The organism is Hymenobacter psoromatis (assembly GCA_001596155.1).
Classification (GTDB): domain Bacteria; phylum Bacteroidota; class Bacteroidia; order Cytophagales; family Hymenobacteraceae; genus Hymenobacter.
On sequence record CP014769.1, the window covers coordinates 23,399 to 42,433 of the forward strand.

At 61.3% G+C, this 19,035-nt stretch carries 19 protein-coding genes; 7 read left to right on the forward strand and 12 right to left on the reverse strand.

The window, feature by feature from the left end; all coding sequences use genetic code 11:
• Positions 1-151: 151 nt before the first annotated feature.
• Positions 152-907, reverse strand: coding sequence for a hypothetical protein (locus A0257_22430; protein AMR25452.1), 756 nt, complete (start codon positions 905-907; stop codon positions 152-154).
• Between the two features lie 226 nt (positions 908-1,133).
• Positions 1,134-1,349: a hypothetical protein gene (locus A0257_22435; protein AMR25453.1), complete on the reverse strand. Its 216-nt coding sequence runs from the start codon at positions 1,347-1,349 to the stop codon at positions 1,134-1,136.
• 289 nt (positions 1,350-1,638) lie between these two features.
• On the opposite strand from A0257_22435, the gene A0257_22440 reads away from it, so the two are divergent.
• Complete coding sequence (locus tag A0257_22440) at positions 1,639-1,824, forward strand: hypothetical protein (protein AMR25454.1); 186 nt, start codon at positions 1,639-1,641, stop codon at positions 1,822-1,824.
• 65 nt (positions 1,825-1,889) lie between these two features.
• Here A0257_22440 and A0257_22445 read toward each other — a convergent pair whose 3' ends face one another.
• The 8 genes from A0257_22445 to A0257_22480 all read right to left on the reverse strand — a co-directional run bounded on the left by A0257_22445 (position 1,890) and on the right by A0257_22480 (position 11,328).
• Entirely contained in the window at positions 1,890-3,152 is a 1,263-nt protein-coding gene (locus A0257_22445; protein ID AMR25455.1) for an iron transporter, read from the reverse strand.
• A 157-nt stretch (positions 3,153-3,309) separates the two neighbouring features.
• A complete protein-coding gene (locus A0257_22450) occupies positions 3,310-3,522 on the reverse strand; it encodes a hypothetical protein (protein ID AMR25456.1) in 213 nt (70 codons plus the stop codon).
• A gap of 183 nt (positions 3,523-3,705) precedes the next feature.
• Positions 3,706-4,215 (reverse strand): hypothetical protein, encoded by a 510-nt coding sequence (locus A0257_22455; protein ID AMR25457.1) that lies wholly within the window; start codon positions 4,213-4,215, stop codon positions 3,706-3,708.
• Positions 4,216-4,696: 481 nt separating this feature from the next.
• Entirely contained in the window at positions 4,697-5,344 is a 648-nt protein-coding gene (locus A0257_22460) for a hypothetical protein (protein AMR25458.1), read from the reverse strand.
• Positions 5,341-8,487 carry a hypothetical protein gene (locus tag A0257_22465; GenBank protein AMR25459.1) on the reverse strand — a complete coding sequence of 1,049 codons (3,147 nt, stop codon included), beginning with the start codon at positions 8,485-8,487 and terminating at the stop codon, positions 5,341-5,343. Before A0257_22465 ends, A0257_22460 begins: the two co-directional genes overlap by 4 nt.
• A gap of 182 nt (positions 8,488-8,669) precedes the next feature.
• Complete coding sequence (locus A0257_22470) at positions 8,670-8,861, reverse strand: hypothetical protein (protein ID AMR25460.1); 192 nt, start codon at positions 8,859-8,861, stop codon at positions 8,670-8,672.
• A gap of 784 nt (positions 8,862-9,645) precedes the next feature.
• Entirely contained in the window at positions 9,646-10,860 is a 1,215-nt protein-coding gene (locus A0257_22475; GenBank protein AMR25461.1) for a hypothetical protein, read from the reverse strand.
• Between the two features lie 21 nt (positions 10,861-10,881).
• Positions 10,882-11,328 (reverse strand): hypothetical protein, encoded by a 447-nt coding sequence (locus tag A0257_22480; protein ID AMR25462.1) that lies wholly within the window; start codon positions 11,326-11,328, stop codon positions 10,882-10,884.
• A 186-nt stretch (positions 11,329-11,514) separates the two neighbouring features.
• On the opposite strand from A0257_22480, the gene A0257_22485 reads away from it, so the two are divergent.
• The 5 genes from A0257_22485 (at position 11,515) to A0257_22505 (ending at position 16,234) form a co-directional block, all read left to right on the forward strand.
• Positions 11,515-12,102, forward strand: a complete 588-nt coding sequence (locus tag A0257_22485) for a hypothetical protein (protein AMR25463.1) — start codon at positions 11,515-11,517, stop codon at positions 12,100-12,102.
• A gap of 305 nt (positions 12,103-12,407) precedes the next feature.
• Positions 12,408-13,022: an isochorismatase gene (locus tag A0257_22490; protein AMR25464.1), complete on the forward strand. Its 615-nt coding sequence runs from the start codon at positions 12,408-12,410 to the stop codon at positions 13,020-13,022.
• 59 nt (positions 13,023-13,081) lie between these two features.
• Positions 13,082-13,624, forward strand: coding sequence for a hypothetical protein (locus tag A0257_22495; GenBank protein AMR25465.1), 543 nt, complete (start codon positions 13,082-13,084; stop codon positions 13,622-13,624).
• Between the two features lie 455 nt (positions 13,625-14,079).
• A complete protein-coding gene (locus A0257_22500) occupies positions 14,080-15,162 on the forward strand; it encodes an aldo/keto reductase (protein AMR25466.1) in 1,083 nt (360 codons plus the stop codon).
• A 628-nt stretch (positions 15,163-15,790) separates the two neighbouring features.
• Positions 15,791-16,234 carry a hypothetical protein gene (locus A0257_22505; GenBank protein AMR25467.1) on the forward strand — a complete coding sequence of 148 codons (444 nt, stop codon included), beginning with the start codon at positions 15,791-15,793 and terminating at the stop codon, positions 16,232-16,234.
• A gap of 59 nt (positions 16,235-16,293) precedes the next feature.
• Here A0257_22505 and A0257_22510 read toward each other — a convergent pair whose 3' ends face one another.
• Positions 16,294-16,650, reverse strand: a complete 357-nt coding sequence (locus A0257_22510) for a hypothetical protein (GenBank protein AMR25468.1) — start codon at positions 16,648-16,650, stop codon at positions 16,294-16,296.
• Positions 16,651-17,156: 506 nt separating this feature from the next.
• A complete protein-coding gene (locus tag A0257_22515; GenBank protein ID AMR25469.1) occupies positions 17,157-18,095 on the reverse strand; it encodes a hypothetical protein in 939 nt (312 codons plus the stop codon).
• Positions 18,096-18,445: 350 nt separating this feature from the next.
• Here A0257_22515 and A0257_22520 point away from each other — a divergent pair, with 350 nt between their 5' ends.
• Complete coding sequence (locus tag A0257_22520) at positions 18,446-19,000, forward strand: TetR family transcriptional regulator (GenBank protein ID AMR25470.1); 555 nt, start codon at positions 18,446-18,448, stop codon at positions 18,998-19,000.
• The last annotated feature ends 35 nt before the right edge of the window (positions 19,001-19,035 follow it).

Sequence of the window (19,035 nt, forward strand, 5' to 3'; positions counted from 1 at the left end):
GTGAGGTGGTCTAGTTAAGCAGGGGAGAATTGGGTGATGTTAGCAAGTAGTTGTTGGTGAAAGTGATAAGGCTTTAGATAGCCGATACTGGAATGACGGCGTTTGTGATTGTAATAGTCAAAATAGTCGGCGACGCTGGCTTGTGCATCGGCTAGGTCCGTGAAAACAGGCCAGTCGCGGAGTTCCAGGAGCTCCGTTTTGAGGCGCGACCACAGGCACTCAAAACCTTTAGCCGGTTTTCCGCCTGGGCATTGTCGTAACACTCGCCCCGGCGGCTGTGCGATAGCTGGGCTTTGGCGTCGCGCAGCATCGTTTTGTAGCCATTACCCACGTATTGCCCGCCCCGGTCGGCGTGCACAAGCAGGCCAGGAGCGGGTCGTTGAGCCAGGAGCGCCCGCTGCAAAGCGGTGGTAACCAGCGCCTCGGGCATATCGGCCCGCACTTGCCAGCCCACGACCTGCTTGGTGCATACGTCCTGGAAGGCGCAGCAGTAGACCCAGTTACCGCTGGCCAGGGGCAGATAATTACTGTCGCTGACCCACACCCAATTGGCCTGCGTCGGGCGCGGCTGGTCGAGCAGCAGGTTGGGGGCGCGCCGCTGGCCGTGGCTCGAATCCGTGGTGCGTGGCGTAAAAGCCTTCGGCTGTAGAGCTTTGTGATGATGACGGCGTAACGCCGTGCGCAGGGCGTGCCGGCCCACGCGGTAGCCCAACTCGCGCAGTTCGACCCGTAGGCGGCGGGTACCATCGCGGCGGTGATGCTCGTCAAAGACCTCGACCAGCGCCGTTTCCCAGGCGGGCGCTGCTTTGGGCACGGTGCGCTGGCACCAGGCGTAGTAGCGGCTAGGCACGACGTGGAGCACTTGGCAGAGTAGCTGCATGGGGTACTGAACCCGTTGCTGGTCCATAAAATATAGAGTCGCTTGGGGGCGATATTCAAGGCGCGAGCGGCGGCTAGCGTGGAGCGGCTTTCGCTGGCCAGGCGCAGGGCTTCGGCGCGAAAAGCCGCATCCTAGCGCGGCCGTTTGGTGGGAGAGGCTTTTTCCATGAGATTGGGAAATTAACACCTAATTCTCTCCTGATTCACTCGACCACCTCACTTTTCCGGTTTAGGGCCCTTCTGGCTTCCATTGTTTACTCGTGTTCTTGGGCATCCAGGTGGGCTAGTACTTCATCTAGTGTCAAGTTTCCTCGCACGAACTGGTCGAGCAGCATCTGCTCGTACGGCTTGGGCATTAAACGGGTGCCTTGCGTAATATTCAAGGCGACGGTTACTAGCCGTTTCCGGCCGTGCTCGGTGTTTGGCCAGGAACATTGCTGGTTCAAATGCAAAGAAAGAGAAGGCTTCATGCCCCAAATTTCGCCCCTGGGAAAACCGTTCGCAAGCTGAACAATTGCCTATCACGCGCTGAAAACCGCGCATTTTCTCGTTAAAACCTGCTTTGGTAGCTACGTGGTTATCCGCGGCGAAGTAGTCCACCGCGGGCTATTCGCCCCGGCCTAGTAAGTGGTCTAGCCGGGGATTTCCTTTGACGAAGGTCAGACAATACGGCAATTCTTGTCATGGGGAAGGCCGCGAGCGGCGGGGACCTTTGCGGTAGGCTGGTTTTTCAGCCAGTTTCCTACCCGTTGGCCCGCCATGAAATCGAAGCCCCGCCCCGCCTATTCCCGCGCCGAAGAGGCGGTGTATTCCATCAGCGCCAGCACGCGGCAGCTCGCCCAGGAAGCCGATGCGCACCTGGTAGCTAAAGACTGGCTCTACACTTCCCCCAGCCCGCCACGGCGGGCTGGAGCAGCGCTTGCAACTTTTTATAGCGCCGATTAAGAACTACTTAGGCCGCCCTATTTGCCCCTGGAATAGGCCCCCGCTGGGACTACTGGCCCGAAAACCTAGGTAGTGAACTGAAAGTAGAGCAGCGCCACAGCCGCCGCGCTCATCAGGGCCAGGGTGGCGTAGCCCAGCCCGTTGGACAGCCGCCCGTTGGCAAATTTGCCCATGACCGCTTTATTGTTGGCCAGGTGCAGCACAATGGCAATCATGACCGGGGCCGTGAGGCCGTAGAGAATGGCGGTGTACAGCAACGCCTGGATGGGGCTGATGCTCAACCGGTCCAGCAGCACCCCTGTCACAAGCGAGACCACGATGGTTCCATAAAAGCCGGGGGCCTGGCCGAACTTGCGGTCGAGCCCGGCGCGCCAATGAAAGGTTTCCGCCACGGCGTAGGAGAGGGAGCCGGCCAGCACGGGAATCGCCAGCAGCCCCGTGCCGATGACCCCGACGGCAAATAAGAGGTACGCCGATTCGCCGGCCAGGGGCTTGAGGGCCTGGGCCGCCTGCTCCACGGTATCAATCCGGTGCACACCCGCCGAAAACAGCACCACGCCCGTGGTGAGGAGGATGAAAAACATCACCAGATTGGAGCAGAACATCCCGAAGTTTACGTCGGCCTGCATGAGACCCAGTAGGCGGTGGTTGACCATTACGCGCTTGCCGTGACCGTTGACCACGCTTTTGTGCTGCATCTCCTCGACTTCCATGTCGGCCTGCCAGAAAAACAGGTAAGGCGAAATAGTGGTGCCCAACAGGGCGACCAGAATGCTGACAAACTCCTTGTTGAGTTGAATAGTGGGGAGGAGGGTGTGCCGCGCCACGTCGGCCCAGTGGAGGTGCACCAGAAAAGGCACCACCAGGTAGAGCAGCAGCACGCAGCACAGCCACTTGAGGAGCTTGGCCAGCTTCTGATACGGGTACACGATGATGGCCGCGAGCAGCACCCCGGTGAAGGCCATGCTGAAGGCAAAGGTGGGCACCCGCGGCAGTAGCATGTGGGCCACCGCGCCCATGCCCTCCAGGTCGGCTCCGATGTTGAGTATGATGGCCGGGAAGGTGAGTACGAGCAGGCCGTACAGCACCCAGCGCGGGTAATGCTGGCGCAGCGTGCCGGCCAATCCCCGTTGGGTCACCAGCCCGATGCGGGCGCACATTTCCTGCATGGCCGCCATGAGCGGAAACGTGAGCAGGGCCGTCCAGAGCGTGGCCAGCCCGAAAGCCGCTCCTGCCTGAGAATACGTCGCGATGCCCGAGGGGTCGTCGTCACTGGCCCCCGTCACGATGCCCGGCCCCAGGGTGGCCCAGAAGCGTTTGGCCCGCAAGGGGAAGGTTTTGGTCCACCGACCCCGACGGGTTGATTTCATAAATGAGGGGAAAGCACTAAAATGGGTAGGGCCCATCTGGGGCCGGGCGACGCGCCTACATAAACGCCCCAGCTTCCAAAGGAAACCGGGGCGTTTACGTGGCCAGTGCCGCGACTTATTTGGTGCCGTGCTCCTCGGCGTGGGCCTTGCGGGCGTGGGTAGCATGCTCGGTGGCGTGCGCGGTATGGGCCGCCGCTGTGTGGGCGTGGTGAGCGGCCTTTTCGTGGCTGCCGGCCTCGTGGTGCTTGGCAGCCTCGGTGTGGTGTTTGGCGGCTTCAGCGTGGTGGGTAGCGGCGTGCTTGTGGCTTTCGGCGGCTTTCTTCGACATGGGGCAGGAATTTTAGGGCGTTTCAAAGGAGGGATGCCTTAACCTATGCGCAACACGTGTAAAACAGGCCAAACGCTACCAGAAACGGGGCCCCGAAACGGGAAAAGTACCACTCCAAGCGCAACAGTCAGTCTGGTCCAGACCCGCCCTTATTCCCAGAGTGGGATTATAAGATGCGTTACATTAAGTGGCTTTTCTTAGAACAAGTTGCGTAGGCGAGTCCTCCGCCACTACCCCCAAAATTCTGTTCTGCCACCGCCCAGTTAGCCCAGGTTCGGCAGGCCAAAGGTAGGGAACTAGGTTTGCCGAGGAGAAACCTGCAGGAGCCATAAGGGCGGCAGGTGGGCTTCCGTATCCGACCGCCAGCGGATTCACCACGGCGTCAAGGGTAAGTACCAAACACAGGTCGGCGGGGGGGAAAACTTGCCGCAGCGCCTGCTCCACGCCCGCCACCGCACTGCACAGGACCAGGTAGGCTTGGCGACGACGCAAGCGGTGTTGGCAGGCCCGCAACAGCCAAACCGCGGTTACCGACAGGTTTTTTAGCAAGCGGCAATCAATCCACACGGCCCGTTGGCGGCTGCGGCAGGCGCGGTCCAGGTGGGCGGCGAACCCCGCATCTTCGGGACTGTCGCTCGGAACCAGCGTCATCAGGTAGCGGTCCGGGAAGGCTTCGTGATACACGACTTGCATGGCAAAGAGGAGCTACTGGTACCCAACGGTGGGGTAGGGATTCTTTTCGTAAGCGGACCTAATCCTAGTCAAACGTGCATTTTCTGAGATAGCTAGCTAAAAAGCGCGTTTACTTGCGCTACTGAACATTTTACTAGGTTAGCGTAGGATGAGGTCTGCTTCCTAAAAGAACCCCAAGGGGGAAACACGGGTGAGCCACGGCAGGGACGCATCGCAGCGAAGTGGGTGCCTAGGTTAACAATCGGAAAGCGTTGTCCCGGCCGCGCCGCCCGCTTAAAAAAAGGCGTCCAAACACTTAGGCAAAGGAACACACCCTCCAACCCGCTGGCCACCGCATATGTACCCGATTCGCCCCCGGCGAATACCCATTTTTGTCCCCGTATAAATACGGTGCTGCCTGCCGTTACCCCCGCTGTTGAAGCGTCCATCCGAAGAGTACCGGCCGCGCAAAAAGGCCATCCTGCCGGGCCTGCTGCGCGCTTTATGGCTGCAGCAGGCCCCGCTCCATAGCGTACTTCACCAGCGCCGGGGTATTGCGGACGCCGGTTTTTTCCAGCAGGCTCTGGCGGTGCGATTCCACCGTGCGCCGGCTGGTGAACAGCTGGTCGGCGATTTCCTGGTTCGTGAGCCCCGTGGCCACCAGTTGCAGGATTTCCCGCTCCCGGTGGGTCAGGGCCACGCCGGGCACCGGGGCCGGGTTGCGCGACTCCTGCAGCAGCAGTTTTTCCAACACGCCCAGGCCGATTTCCGAGCACAGAAACCGCTTGCCCGACGCCACGCCCTGGAGCGCCGCCACCACCTCGTACTTATCGGCATTTTTGAGCACGTAGCCGTGAGCCCCCGCCGCCAGGGCTTCCCCGATGGTGCGCTCGTGGGTCATCATCGAGAGCAGCAGGATGCGCAGGTGCGGGTACTCGGCCCGCAGGCGGTGGGTGGTGGCCAGTCCGTCGAGCACGGGCATGTTCAGGTCCAGCAGCACCACGTCGGCGGCCACGGTGGGCAGCTGGTCGAGCAGCTCCTGCCCGTTGCCGGCTTCGCCCACCACCTCAAACAAGGGGTCGGCGGCGAGCAGGGTGCGCAGCCCGTCGCGGATGAGGGAATGGTCGTCGACGATAAACACGCGAATCATGGCGAGGAGAATAAGGGCAGGGGAATGCGCAGGCGGATGTGGGTGCCGAACTCGGGCGAGGAATCCACGGCCACGGTGCCGCCGAGCAGGGCCACCCCGTTGCGCACGGTGCGCAGGCCCAGGCCCTGGGCCACGGTCTGCGGGTCGAAGCCGTGGCCGTTGTCTTCGGCCCGCAGGCTGACCCCGTTGGGCAACGTTTCCAGCTCCAGCAGGGCCTGGGTGGCCCCGGCGTGCCGCACGATGTTGAGGACCAGCTCCTGGGCCAGGCGAAAGAGGGTTACCTGCACGGGCGGCGGCAGCGCAGGCTCCGCGCCCAGTACCTGACACGCCACCCGCAGCTGCGGGGTCGATAAATCCCGGCAAACGTCGCGCACGGCGGCGGCCAGCCCAAAATTGACGAGCGACGTGGGCACCAGCTCGTGGGCCAGGGTGCGGTTTTGGCGCATGGCTTCGGCCAGCAGGCCCACGCTTTGCTCGTGCAGGGCGGCCAGGTCGGGCAGCGCACGCAGGGCGGGCGTGCCGAGCTGGTCGAGGCGCAGCTTGGCGGCGTAGAGCACCTGGCCCAGGCCGTTGTGCAGCACCTCGCCCAGGCGCTGCCGCTCGGTTTCCTGGGCTTGCAAAATGGCCAGCAGCAGCTCCTTGTGCTGGTCCAGCTTCAGGGCCAGGTTTTCGGCTTCCAGGCGCTGCACGTCGCTCACGTCCAGGCACACGCCCAGCATCCGCTCCGCCTCCCCCGGCGCGTCGGGGATGGGCGTGGCCTTGAAGCGCACGGTCTGCACCGCCTCGCCCACCCGCAGGCGCAGGGGCGCATCGAAGCGGCTGCTGCCGGCGGCCACGGTGCGCACCAGGCGCGCGGCGGCGGGCCGGTCGTCGGCCACCACGGCCTCGAGAAACACCTGAAGTTGAACGGGGCTGCCCACGGGCCGGCCGAAGAGGTGGTAGAGGCCCTCGGACCAGGTCAGCTCCTGGGTGCCCAGGTCGTAGTCCCAGCTGCCCATCGCGGCCACCGCTTCCGACTGTTGCAGCAGGGCGAAGCTCTTGGCCTGGGCCTGCTCCAGCAGCTTGCGGGGCGTGATGTCTTCGGCCGTGTAGAGCAGCCCGTCGCCGATTTTCACCCCCCCCAGCTGAAACCAGGTATTGAGCCCTTCGTGGGTGTAATACATCTCAAAATCAGTTCGCTGGCCGGTTTCCACCACCGCCGCCAGCCGCTCGAAAATGGGGGTGAGCCGGATGCCGGGGTTCAGCTCGCTGAAGCGCTGCCCGATGATGACCTGGCCGGGGTAATTGGTCTGGGTGGCCGGATTGACCAGTACGAACTCAAAATCCAGGAGGCGGCCGTCGGCATCGCGCACCGCCCGCAGCAGCGCCATGTTAATGGTCACGGCATCGACCACGGATTGCAGCCGGGCCTGGCTCTCGGCCAGGGCCAGGGTGCGGGCGGCTACCTGCTGCTCCAGGCTGGCGTTGAAGGCCAGCAACTGCGCCTCGACGGCCTTGCGGGCGCTCACGTCGCTGGCCACGGCGGCAATGGCCGTGATGGTGCCCTGGGCATCGCGCAGCGGGTGGTACACAAAATCGAGGTACACGGCAGTCAGCTCGCCGTGGTGCAGCACCCGCGCCAGCATTTCGCGGGCCACGTAGGGCGTGCCGGTGGCCCGCACGCCGTCCAGCAGCTCCCGGAAGCCTTGGTCGCGGATTTCGGGCAGCGCCTCGAACAAGGGCCGCCCCAGCACCTGGGCCGCCGTCCGGCCCCAGATGGCTTGCAGCTTCGGGTTGCACACCTCCACCACGTAGTCGGGGCCGCGGAACACGCCCATCGCCACGGGGGCCTGTTCAAACAGCTCCTGCTGCCGCTGCCGCAGGGTTTCGCGCTCCTGGCGGGCCAGCACCTGCTCGGTCACCTCGGAGGCAAAAATCAGAATGCCGTCGACCTGACCGGCCTCGTCGCGGGTAGCCTGGTAGATGTAGCTGGCGTAGAGCTGTTCCGACCGGCCGGAGTTGGTGCGGTCGAGGGCCATCAACTCGTCGGTGCCGAAGTACGTCTCGCCGGTGCGGTACACCGCGTCGAGCCGCTCAAAAAACGGCTGGCCGGTCAAGTCGAGCGCGGCCTCGCGGTAGGGACGACCCAACAGCTCGCGGCCCCCGAACATGCGGCAGAAGGTGTCGTTGGCCAGCTCGACTACGTGGTGGGGTCCGCGCAGGGTGGCAATCAGGGCCGGAGCCTCGGCAATGAGCCGGTGTAGGCGCTGGCGCTGGGCTTCGGTGGCGGCCTGGGCCTGGACCGCCTCGACGCGGAGGGCCTGCTCGCGGACCGCGCTTTCCCGCAGGGTTTGCTCGGCCCGGTGGCGTTCCGACACATCTGTGAACAGCACCGCCAGGTGGCCGGGCTGCACCTCCGCCACGGCTTCCACCTCCACCCACCGGTCCAGCGCGGCCACGTAGCCGCCAAACCGGCGCGATTCGCCGCTGGTCGCCACCTCGTCGAAGATGGCCATGATGTAGGGCTCGACGCCGGGCACCAGCTCCCGAATCGTGCGGCCGACGGCGTCGGCCAAACCAGAGTGCCGCTCAAACGCCGGGTTCACGGCCAGGTACCGGTAGTCGGTAGGCGCGCCGGGGAACGTGGCCACTTGTTCGAGCAGGCAAAAGCCCTGCTCCATGTTATTGAACAGGGAACGGTAGCGGGCTTCCGACCGGCGCAGGGCGTCGGCGGCTTCGTGGTTCGCCGTCACGTCGAGCAGCACGCTGTGGATGCGGGCCGGCTTTTCCTGCTGCCATTCCACCACGCGCCCCACCTCCGACAGCCAGCGCACGGCCCCATCGCCGGCCCGCACGATGCGGTAATCGGCCCGGAATTCACCCTGCGCTTCCAGCTGCTCGCGGATGCTGGCCCAGGTTGGGCGGTCGTCGGGGTGGGTCAGGGCAATGGCCTCAGCCACGGTAATTTCTTGCTGCGCGGGTGCCAGCCCCAGCATTATAAACCGTTCGTCGTTGCCCCGCATGCTATCCGTCTGGTAATCCCAGTGGCAAATGCCCAGGTGGGCCAGCCCCACGGCCGGCCGCAGGCTCGCGTCCGATTCGCGCCGGGCTTCCACGTCGGGGCCACTGCCGGCAGTATGGCCATCGGACGAAGGAGCGGGCAAGCCCGGTGACGGAGAATTAAGAGAGGTAGGTTTGCGCATGCACGTTGGTAGGCAGCAGAGAGCCGCTCATGGCCTACCAGAAAGGCTTACGCAAGAGTTTCCGTTTCCGGCTGGAAAGGCGAAAGCGCCGGGGACGAGGGGCAAAGCGTTGTCAGCTGCCAGAACTCTCTGATTTTGAGCTGTTAAGCGGCGTTGAGGGCCTGGCGCACATCCGCCCAACTCAGCTCGCCGGCCACGTAGCGGGCGTAGAGCTCCCGGGCGGAAAGCGTGGCCTTGGTTTTCAAGTAGGGAAAGGTGGCCTGCAGTTGCGCCAACACCTGCGCACGTTGTGCCGGGGTTTGGGCAGTGGGGCCAAAGCGGGCGTCGTATGCCATAAAAGGACCAAGAGGGAGCGCAGGGGTACCCCCGCACAAAGGTCCGGCCGGGAAGAGCGCCAGGCGCTGCGGCTACTACCAGCATGCAGCTGCGGCTTATACCTAGATTTTGCGCCAGGAAAGAATAGCACCTGCCCGCCGCGGAGTGGTTTACGTCGGTAGTGACGCCAGGCCCCGAAAGCATGGCGGCGGGGTAACTACGCCCCATGCTCATCTTCGCCCGTAGGCAGGAATTGTTCAGCTCACTGGCTTACCGAAAGTTTCTGTTCCTGCTCGCGCGCTCCTCCTAGTAGACGCTGGAGTTTTCGTTACAACGGGATACTGTTGGCGAATTCATCTTTGAGCCCTTGCGAGAGACATTAATCGTTCGAAAGCGGCCTGATGGGTCTGGGCTAGCGGCACTTCGTTTGACCAATCTTGACCAAAACGAATTCGCCAACAGTATCCAACGGGGCGAAAAATTATGGTAGGAGTTTCGCTATCTCACCAAGCTGCGCGGAAGCGATTCCTTGATTTATGAAGCGTTAATAAAAGCCAAGTAGCCGAATGGCTCGGGCCATTTTTTACCGGACTACTATTAGTTTCATCCAGCGAGCGCTTAGTGAGGCGCTAGAAAGCACACTGCTAGACAATCCGTTGAGTCTTATCGTAATTTTTCGCCCCGTTGGATACTGTTGGCGAATTCGTGTTTAAGCCATTGCTGGAGGAATTAATCGCTCGAAGGCGGCCTGACGCGTCTGGGCCAACGGTACTTCGTTTAACCAGTTAACGATACGGCACAGGTTCATCGCCGTCGCGATAAAGACGTGCTGCAAATGCGTTTTGGCCAAGCCCATGTAGCGCGAACGGCGCATGCCAAAGCCCCGGACCCCTTGCGAGAGGGTGCCTTCAATGCCAGCCCGCTGATTGTACAGCAGAGGCCAGTCTGCCTGACTGTCTCGGGCGCGGGCCGCTTGCAAGGCGTGGTATGAGGCATCGGCTCGCAGCTTAATGGCTCGGCGTTTAGGGTGCCTTCAATGCCAGCCCGCTGATTGTACAGCAGAGGCCAGTCTGCCTGACTGTCTCGGGCGCGGGCCGCTTGCAAGGCGTGGTATGGGGCATCGGCTCGCAGCTTAATGGCTCGGCGTTTCATGCGCGTACACTGCGCCCGGACGGGACAGGGCCCACAGTGCTTCCGGGAAAACTTGATAAACACGCGGGGTTGGCCTTTTTCCAGCGTCTTAAGCCAAGATTGCGACGGATGCCCTTGGGGACAGGTGGCTTGCTGCGCGTCCCAGTCCACCTTAAAATCCGCCGCCGCATACCCTTGCCCCGCGAGCGCCTGCCACTTCTGGTCCTTCCGAGCGGGCCCCACCAACTCCACCTGATGGAGTTGCTGACTCTGGACGAGCAGTTCGGCGCTCACGTAAGCGGTGTCGACCAACTGCTGCGATGGCAGTAACGACTGGTCCGCCAATCCCTGCTGAATCTGCGGCAAGGTGGTCGAATCCGCCTCGGTGCTGACGGTGGTTGCTACCTGCGTAATCAGATGCGGCTGGTCGGTTTCGCAGGTTTCGCTCAAATGGACTTTATAGCCCACCCACGTCGTGGTGCGTTTGCGACTAAAACGAGCTTCTATATCGTAGGGAGAGCTGATGAGCTGCGCGGAAGGCGGCAACTCGTCCTGATTCTCCACGCGCCAGATGAGCTGACCGTCCACCACCCGAAACTGTTGGAGCCAGACCCGGCGTAGGATGTCCACGGCCGGCAGCTGCCACAGCCAGGCAGCCTGGTCATCCTGCGCTATTCGCTCCAGGAGCAACCAACCGTCCTGCCCGACTTGCTGCGCGTAGGTTTCCCGCTGCGGTTTGGTGTGCAGCAGGCGATACTCCTCGGCTCGGGGACCATACCGGGCGGCCCACTCGGGTTGGAGATGGCTGGCTAACCAGTCGGGCAGGAGCTTGGCCAAGCTGTTGAGCGTGAAGCGCATCGTCTCCCCCACGCACTCCAACCGGTTCATGTCCCGGACGCGGGCCAGCACCTACGTCGAGTCCGTTCGCTGCTTGCCCCCGGCTTTGAGCCACTGCTGGTCCTGGCAACAGCGCAGCAGGTGATGAAGGAGTCGTTCTTCGGCCTTGCCGGCCACTAACCGCTGGCGAAATTCAGAGAGGATGCTAAAGTCAAACCCAGCATCGGTCAGCTCCAAGCCCAGCAGATACTTCCAGTCAATGCGACTGCGCACGGCATCGGCCGCTTGGCGGTCGGAGAGATTCTCGGCGAATTGCAGCAGCGTCACCAGCGCCAACTGCCAGGGCGCCTGCGCTGCTTGCCCGCGTGGCGGAAACAGGTCGGCAAAGAGGGTATCATCATATAGCGTGCCCAGGGTGTCACGCAGCTGTAGATAGCGATTGCCACGCGGAAATGCCGCCTGCGCTACCTGGCGCGTTTGGGGTGGAACAGGCGTGCTGGGTTGGGGGTGCAGGCTCATGAGCAGAAGCGGTTAAGATGCCTCCGAAAATAGCTTTTCTATCCCAAAATCAATTCGCCAACAGTATCCCGTTGTAACAAGAACCCCGCTACCGGAGCCGAGCCGGCCTAAAAAGAGCACCGCTAAGCGCCTCGTAGTTGACCGATTGGTCAAAATACCGTATCTTTGTCATAATTCCCCTCCCCAATGGCTCGCCCTGCTAAATACCCCCGCGAAACGATGCTGCAACGCGCCCTGGACCTATTCTGGACTAAGGGCTACGAAGCCACGTCGGTGCAGGACCTGCTGGCAGGCCTGGACATCCACCGGGGTACGCTCTACGACTCGTTTGGCGACAAGCACGGGCTGTACCTGGAAGTGTTGGCGCACTACCAGCGCACCGTTGGCGAGCGGTTGGTGGCCGGGCTGGCGCAGCCTGGCCCGAAGAAGGTGGCCATCCGCGCCCTGTTCGGCCGGCTGGTGGCCAGCCTGGCCTCGGTCGAAGGCCGGCGCGGGTGCCTGCTGACCAACGCCACGATGGAGCTGGCCCTGACCGACGCGGACGTGGGCCCCGCGGCCAGCCAGGCGCACCGACGCCTGGTAGAGGCCCTCGCGCAGGCGCTGGCCGCCGCCCGGCAAGCCGGCGAATTGTCCCCACGTTCGCCGGCGCAAGTGCGGGGGCTGGCCGAGTTCCTGGGCAGCAGCATCCTGGGGCTCCGCGTGCTGGCGCGCACCCAACCCGGCGAGGCGGTGCTGCGCCAGGTGGCCGACCTGGCCCTGTCCGTGCTGGACTAATTTTTTTACCTTGTTTTTGACTATTCAGTCAAATTAAATTCTTTTCCCTTCTCATGAAAAATACTTCCCTTACTGCCCAGCCGCTACTGGGCAAAGTCGCGCTCGTTACGGGCGCTTCGCGCGGCATCGGCTGGGCCATTGCTGAACGCCTGCGCCGCGACGGAGCGGCCGTGGTCATTAATTATGTCCAAAACGCCCCAGGACAGCTAGCAAGCGATTGAACCCGACTGCCCCACCCTTTTGAATGCGCTCTTTACCTGTAATCCACGCGGGGAAAATCCCCGGTAAATCAAAAAAAAACGCTCATGAATAGTAACCTGAAAACTACCGCCCTCTTGTTGGTGGACCCCTACAACGACTTCCTCAGCGAGGAGGGAAAAGCCTGGCCCCGCATCAAGGATGTCGCCGAGCAAGTTGGCGCGCTCGACAATCTGCGCTCTGTCCTCGCCGCCGCCCGCGCAAAGGGGCTGAAGGTCTTCTTCGTGCCCCATCATCGCTCCGAGCAGGGCGACCTTTCTGATTGGGACCATCCGACCCCCTACCAGCAGGCCACGGTCGAGCGGCTCATGTTCGGCAAGGGCACGTGGGGCGGGACGTTCCACGACGACTTCCAGCCGCAACCGGGCGACACGGTCGTGCAGGAGCACTGGGGTGCTAGCGGCTTCGCCAACACCGACCTCGACATGCAGCTCAAACAGCACGGCATCGAGCGGATCATCCTGGCTGGCATGATTGCCAACACCTGCATTGAGGCGACCGGGCGCTACGGCATGGAACTCGGCTACCACGTCACGCTGGTGAAGGACGCGACGGCGGCGTTCAGCCCGGAGGCGATGCGGGCCGCCCACGAAATCAACGGGCCAACTTTCGCCCACGCCATCCTCACCACCGCAGAGCTGACGCAACAGCTCGGGGCTTGAGCGGCACCAGAAAACACAACCTTTACGCAACTTTTACGCAACCTTTAAACAACCAGAAGATGCACACGACCCCACCTATCATGGCCGAATGCAGCGCGGAGGCGATCATCCACGCGGCGGCCGACACGATTGACCTCACCGATTGGGTGTTCAGCCTGACCGATGCCGAGTACCAAGCCTGCTCCAAGGACCATATTGCGGCGGCGGCCACCCGAGCGCCGGATGGCCGGCGTATGTCGATAAACGTGGAGCGCGTCGGCAGCCTGCTCGTCCAGCACTATGTCGAGGAGGTCTCCGAACGGAAGCACTGCCGGCTCGCCTCGCTCAGCGATGCGTTTGGCCCGGGCATCTTCGACCAGGGTCGGGCTGACGTGATGTGGGAGTTTTCCGTCGAGCCAATCGACGAGGCAACTTGTCGGTTCACCAACCACGTGCGGACGAGCGCAGTCCCCGGGTGGGAGAAGGTCTTGCAAAAGCAGGGTATATCACTGGAAGAGGCGCAGAAGCGGACGCACGACTACCTCGTCGCACACAACGCCGAGGAGACCCCGCTGTTCGCGAAAGATATTCAGAGCAAGGCAATCAAAGGCCGGTTTAAGTAGTCAGGCAAAAGTAACCTGGCAGCTTGGGGTGCCAATCGCTAGTAGCAGGTCGGTGACGTGTTGCAGCAGCGTGCGCGGGGTTTGGTAGGCGGCAGGGGTGAGCCAATAGTGCTTGCAAAAGCGCCAAAGAATTTCGATACGGTTGAGTTCAGGCAAATAGGGTGTTGTTAAACAAATAGGGCAAAACCTCCGACTCGGCCGCACAGCTGCGCGCTTTTCTAAGTTATTTCCTTGTTTAACAATTATTTAGCAGTCATGTAGCTATAGCCTAAACGTTCGTTTTCGCTAGCCACTTTCGATTGCTTCATGGGGCGTGTAAGACTATCGGTTTTTCGAGGCTCTTATACCGCGTTTGCACCTTATGACGAGCGACTAGGCCATTTGGCCACGGACTCGGAGATTTTCCCTTATTTGTTTAACAACACCCATCATTCACTTTTTAACTTCCACACTGCATGCCACTTAATTCATATGTAACGCTCGGTCACTCCGGGTTGCGGGTGAGTCCGTTTTGCCTGGGTGCTATGAGCTTCGGCGAGGATTTGGGCTGGGGTTCCAGCGTAGCCGACTCCGAGGCTATTCTGGCGCGCTACCTGGAGCAGGGCGGCAACTTCATCGATACGGCCAACATCTACACCCGCGGGCACTCCGAGAAGATTATCGGCGACTTCTTTGCCCAAGGCAAAGGGGAGCGCGACCGGGTAGTGCTGGCCACCAAGTTTTTTTGTAACCTCCACGCCGGCGACCCCAACGGCGGCGGGGCCGGCCGCAAGGCCATCATCGCGCAGTGCGACGAGTCGCTGCGCCGCCTGCAAACCAACTATATCGACCTGTACTACCTGCACAACTGGGACCGGTTCACGCCCGTGGAAGAGACCATGCGCGCCCTCGACGACCTGGTGCGGGCCGGCAAGGTGCGCTACGTGGGCTTCTCTGATGCGCCGGCCTGGAAGGTGGCTCAGGCGCAAATGATTGCCACTTTCCGGGGCTGGGCACCGCTCATTGCGCTGCAGATTGAGTATTCGCTAGGGGAGCGCACCGTGGAGGGCGAACTGGTGCCGATGGCGCAGGAGCTGGGCCTGGGCGTGCTGCCGTGGAGCCCGCTCAAAATGGGCGTGCTGACGGGCAAGTACACCCGCGAAAACCACGAACCGCTGGCCAAGCGCAGCGGCTATGTCGGGCAAATCACGGAGCGGGACTACGACCTCATTGACGAGTTGCAGCGGGTGGCTACGGAATTGAATACGGATATGTCCACCGTAGCCCTGGCCTGGGTACAAGGCCAGCCGGGTGTCACGTCCACCATCATCGGGTCGCGCACAATAGAGCACCTCAACGCGAACCTAAAGGCCTTGGATTTCCAACTGCCGGCCGAGCAACGGGCCGTCCTCGACGCCGCGTCCAAGCCCGCACTGAACTTCCCGGCCGCGATGAACGCGAATATGTCGCCTGGCTTAGCGCAAGCCGGGACCACCGTCAATGGTGTACCTAGTCAGCTCGGCGGCAACGTGCCGACCACCGACGCGCATCGCTATTGAATAGGTAGAGAGGGTTAAAAATTATGGAGTAATCGAGTAGAACCATTATTGATAGTGATTCCGCCAGTAGGGGTTCTTTTTGCAAAAGATACTGTGATAAAAAGCAAGGAGTTAGGCAAATTTTTTTATCTTTAGCCACCTTTAAGGAGTGTCCTCGGGTCCATCCTGTGTAGCCTCGGCCGGTTAACTGGTCGGGGCTACACAGGATGAACCCAAAGGCCCTCCTTAAAGGTGGCTAAAGATAAAAAAATTTGCCTAACTCCTTGCTTTTTATCACAGTATCTTTTGCAAAAAGAACCCCATAAGGCGCAAATCACTGCTTAAGAAGACCGAAAACGGATAGTCTTGCACGTTCTTCAAAACCAGCGAAATCCATCCGTGAAAACGAAGGTTAAGACCATAACTTTGTCCGAATGTTAGATAATATATTGTTAGTCAGTATATTAGTCATGAAAATCAAATAGCTATGCGCCTGATTCTGAGGTTTTACCCTATTTGTTTAACAACACCCAATCTTCGCGCCAGTTTTATACCGACGTGCTGACTTTCTAGCCGGCGGCGCAATCGCCGCTCGATGCCTGCGGCTTTGCTATGCAGCGCGAATTATCTTATCTAACCACTTTACTCCATGCTCACTTCCGAACCTAATGCTGGCCAGCAGCTGCTCACCGCTCTGTTTGCCGCCTTCAACACCGGGGCCGACGACGTGCTGCGCCTTTTTGCCGCGCAAGCAGTCGTTGAATTTCCTTATGCCGCCTCCGTGGGCTCGGTGGCACGGTTCACTCGGGACGAATACCATCAATACCTGACCAAGGTCTTGCCGACCATTCCCCACCTGCGCTACGGCGAGCTGCACGTCTACCCGCTCCAGGCGGAAGGCCAATACTTCGCCGAGATGCACGCCTCCACCACGATGCCCAGCACCGGCCTACCTTACGAGCAGGACTACGTGATTTACTGCACCATCGCCGACGGGCACTTCACACATTTCCGCGAGTACTGGAACCCCGTGACGTGGCTCCGCGCTTCCGGCGGCGAGCAAGCCATGCACAGTATCCTCAATCCCCAGTAGGAGGCCGCTTAGCATTCGGAGAGTATCGGCCTTGGTTAAAAGTTTGGTTCGGCGGTGGTCTAAGGCTTGGTGATTCTTAAATTATGGGCTTCAATACAGAGTCGGATACGATTATGATGCATAGTCAGCGACTTGCTGAAGGAGCAGGATTTGCGAACCAGTACGCCGCAGCGCTGCCGCAACGAGCAATTCAGCGCTTCCACGATACTCGTGCCGCCGCTGCCCTTGGCGCAAGAGCGATGGGCGGCGGGGGGCAGCACTTTGGCATAGGCTTCCCACTGGTCGGTGTAGTAAATAGTATGCTGCTGGTAGTGAGGCGGCAACGCTTGCCAAAGGCGGCGGGCCGTGGCCGCTCCCCGGCAGCCTAATACCCAGGCTACCAGGCGGCGGCTGGCCCGTTCTACGGCCAGCCACAACCAGACTTTGCGCTTGCGCCGACCGACAAAGGTCCACATTTCATCCAACTCCAATTCAGCTGGTTTAGTGGTTGGGGCCGGAGGGGGGGCCAGAGGTGGGGCCGGAGGGAGTACCGTTTTTTTGAGCGCGTTTGGCAATCGTCATCCGCGCTACGCCCGTTGCACGGGCGATGCTGCGTTGGGAATTACGTTCCACTAACAGCTTGTCCACCTGAGCGTAACGGACAATCCGTGCTGGCGCGGCGGGAACTAGCACAGCCTGATGGCGGCACGCCGTGCATTGGTACTTGGCTTTGCCGCCGCTCAACCCGTTCTTGCGCAAGGCTGAACTGCCACATTTAGCACACGTTAACGTCATCTGAATCATAGCCAAAGATACGCCTCACCAAATCTTAGACCACCACCACAGTTTCGTCTCGCACCTGCTGCGGAGCGGTGATGGCCTGGCCACCGGCGGGGCGGAGGCCATGCGCCTATTCTTGCTGGAGCGCGCTGCCAACGGGCACTTACAGCAGCGACAAGCCCAGTCCCAGAGCGGCCAGCAGGCCCCCGGTGAGCAGCACGCCATACCCGGCCAGTACCAGCGCGCCTTTGAGCGCCGTCGTGCCCCAGCTCTGGCCGTAGAGGCGACGCAGGGCCAGCAGCAGGTAGAGGGGTATCAGCAGCGTTAGGACGAGGCTGGTATTTTCGGGAATGGGCAGGTAGGCGAGCCCCAGCAGCAGCAGAAGCAGCGCGAAAACGAAGCAGTGCAGGTGTACCGAAAAGATAAGATGGCTCAGGTAATAGCGCCGCTGGTGCCAGTAGGCCGCCTGCAACAGCAGTGCGGCCAGCGGCATGAGGACAAACAGCATGATGGAAAAGGATTTCAGCACCTGATGCCTGATTTCCTCCGGGCTCAGGCGCATCAGGCGGGGCAGGTGCTGCACCATAACCCGCGCCAGGAAGGTGGCCGGCCGATGGTGCCGCCGGAGCACAGAATCGGCCTGGGTCCGCGTCAGGTGCTCGGGGAGGCTGTCGAACTGCGCCTTGGTGAACGGCAGCCGGGGGCCGATAGTGATGTTCCCGCCCTGGGGCTGCACCGGAACAGGTCCCACGCGCACCCGCACCGCGCCCCCTTCGGGCTGAGAGTTGAGCGAAAGCAGGAAGAAAAACACGAAGCTGATGAAGACATACAGCCGGATGGGCGGCACGTAGGGCACCCGGTGCCCGGCCAGAAACCGGCGCGTCAGCTCACCGGGCCGGAACAGCAGCAGCCGCAGCGTCCGGAATACTTTGCCGTCGAAATGAAAAACGCCCTCCAGAAACTCTTCGGCCACGTGGCCGAACCCAATGCGGACGGCGTGGTTCTGCTGCCCACAGCGGGGGCAAAATTCATCGGGCTCCCCAGGCACGAAGGCGTAGTGACAATTGGCACAGGCGGGCAGCTTGGCAGCGTGGTGGGACATCGACGGACCAGGAAAAGCAAATAGTGCCCAAAGATGCGCCGGACCGCCGGCTTTTGGCCTTGGGTAAAAGTGCTCGTGTCACATATCCCATAAGACAATCGAAAGCGGCTAGCAAAAACGAGCGTTTACGCCACCTGCTACGGCGTTCTGCCAGGCAATCATCTATTAACCAAATTATTAACCCGAAAAATTAGATAACCGGTCATCAGCGCCGGGGGAGGCTCACGTTTGTTTAATAACATTCAAATTTGCCCCCGATTGCTATCAGGAGGCCAGTCGCTACTGGAGGGCTGGGCTGAATATCACTGTCACATGTATGAGACAAGTGTCGTACCTTTGAGCGACTTCTCATGGCCGATACTCAGCAGCACATTATTGAAGCGGCCATCCGCGTGTTCAACGAGGACTACTCGGCTCCGCTCGAAAAAGTGGCGGAGCGGGCCGGCGTTACCCGCCGGACCCTGCACCGCCACTTCGCGGGCCGCGACGAGCTGGTGACCAGCTGCGCCCAGGAGATGCAGCGCAGCTGCCAGCGGGCCATGACGCAGGCCCTCGACAGCTCGCCCGACCCGCGCACGCAGCTGGAAAATATGCTGTACGCGGCCATCGACTGCGGGGCCAAGTATGCGTTTTTCAGTAAGCTGCACACCCGGCCGGCGCACCAGCATTCGGCCCAGGATGCCGACTGCGCGGGATACGATGCCGTGACGAACCGCTGCCGCGCCGTTATGGCCCGGCTCCAAAGCCAGGGCAGCATCAGCCCGCACCTTACGGTAGAATGGGTTTTTCTGCTGTTCAGCGGGCTGATTTCCACCACCATCGACGCGCAGTGCGCCGGGACGGTGGCCCGGCAGCACCTCAAGCAGTTTGCCTGGTTTTCCTTCAGCAAGGGCATTGGCCTGTGACTTTTTTTTGCCCTTGTGCGTCTCAAAAAAGAGAC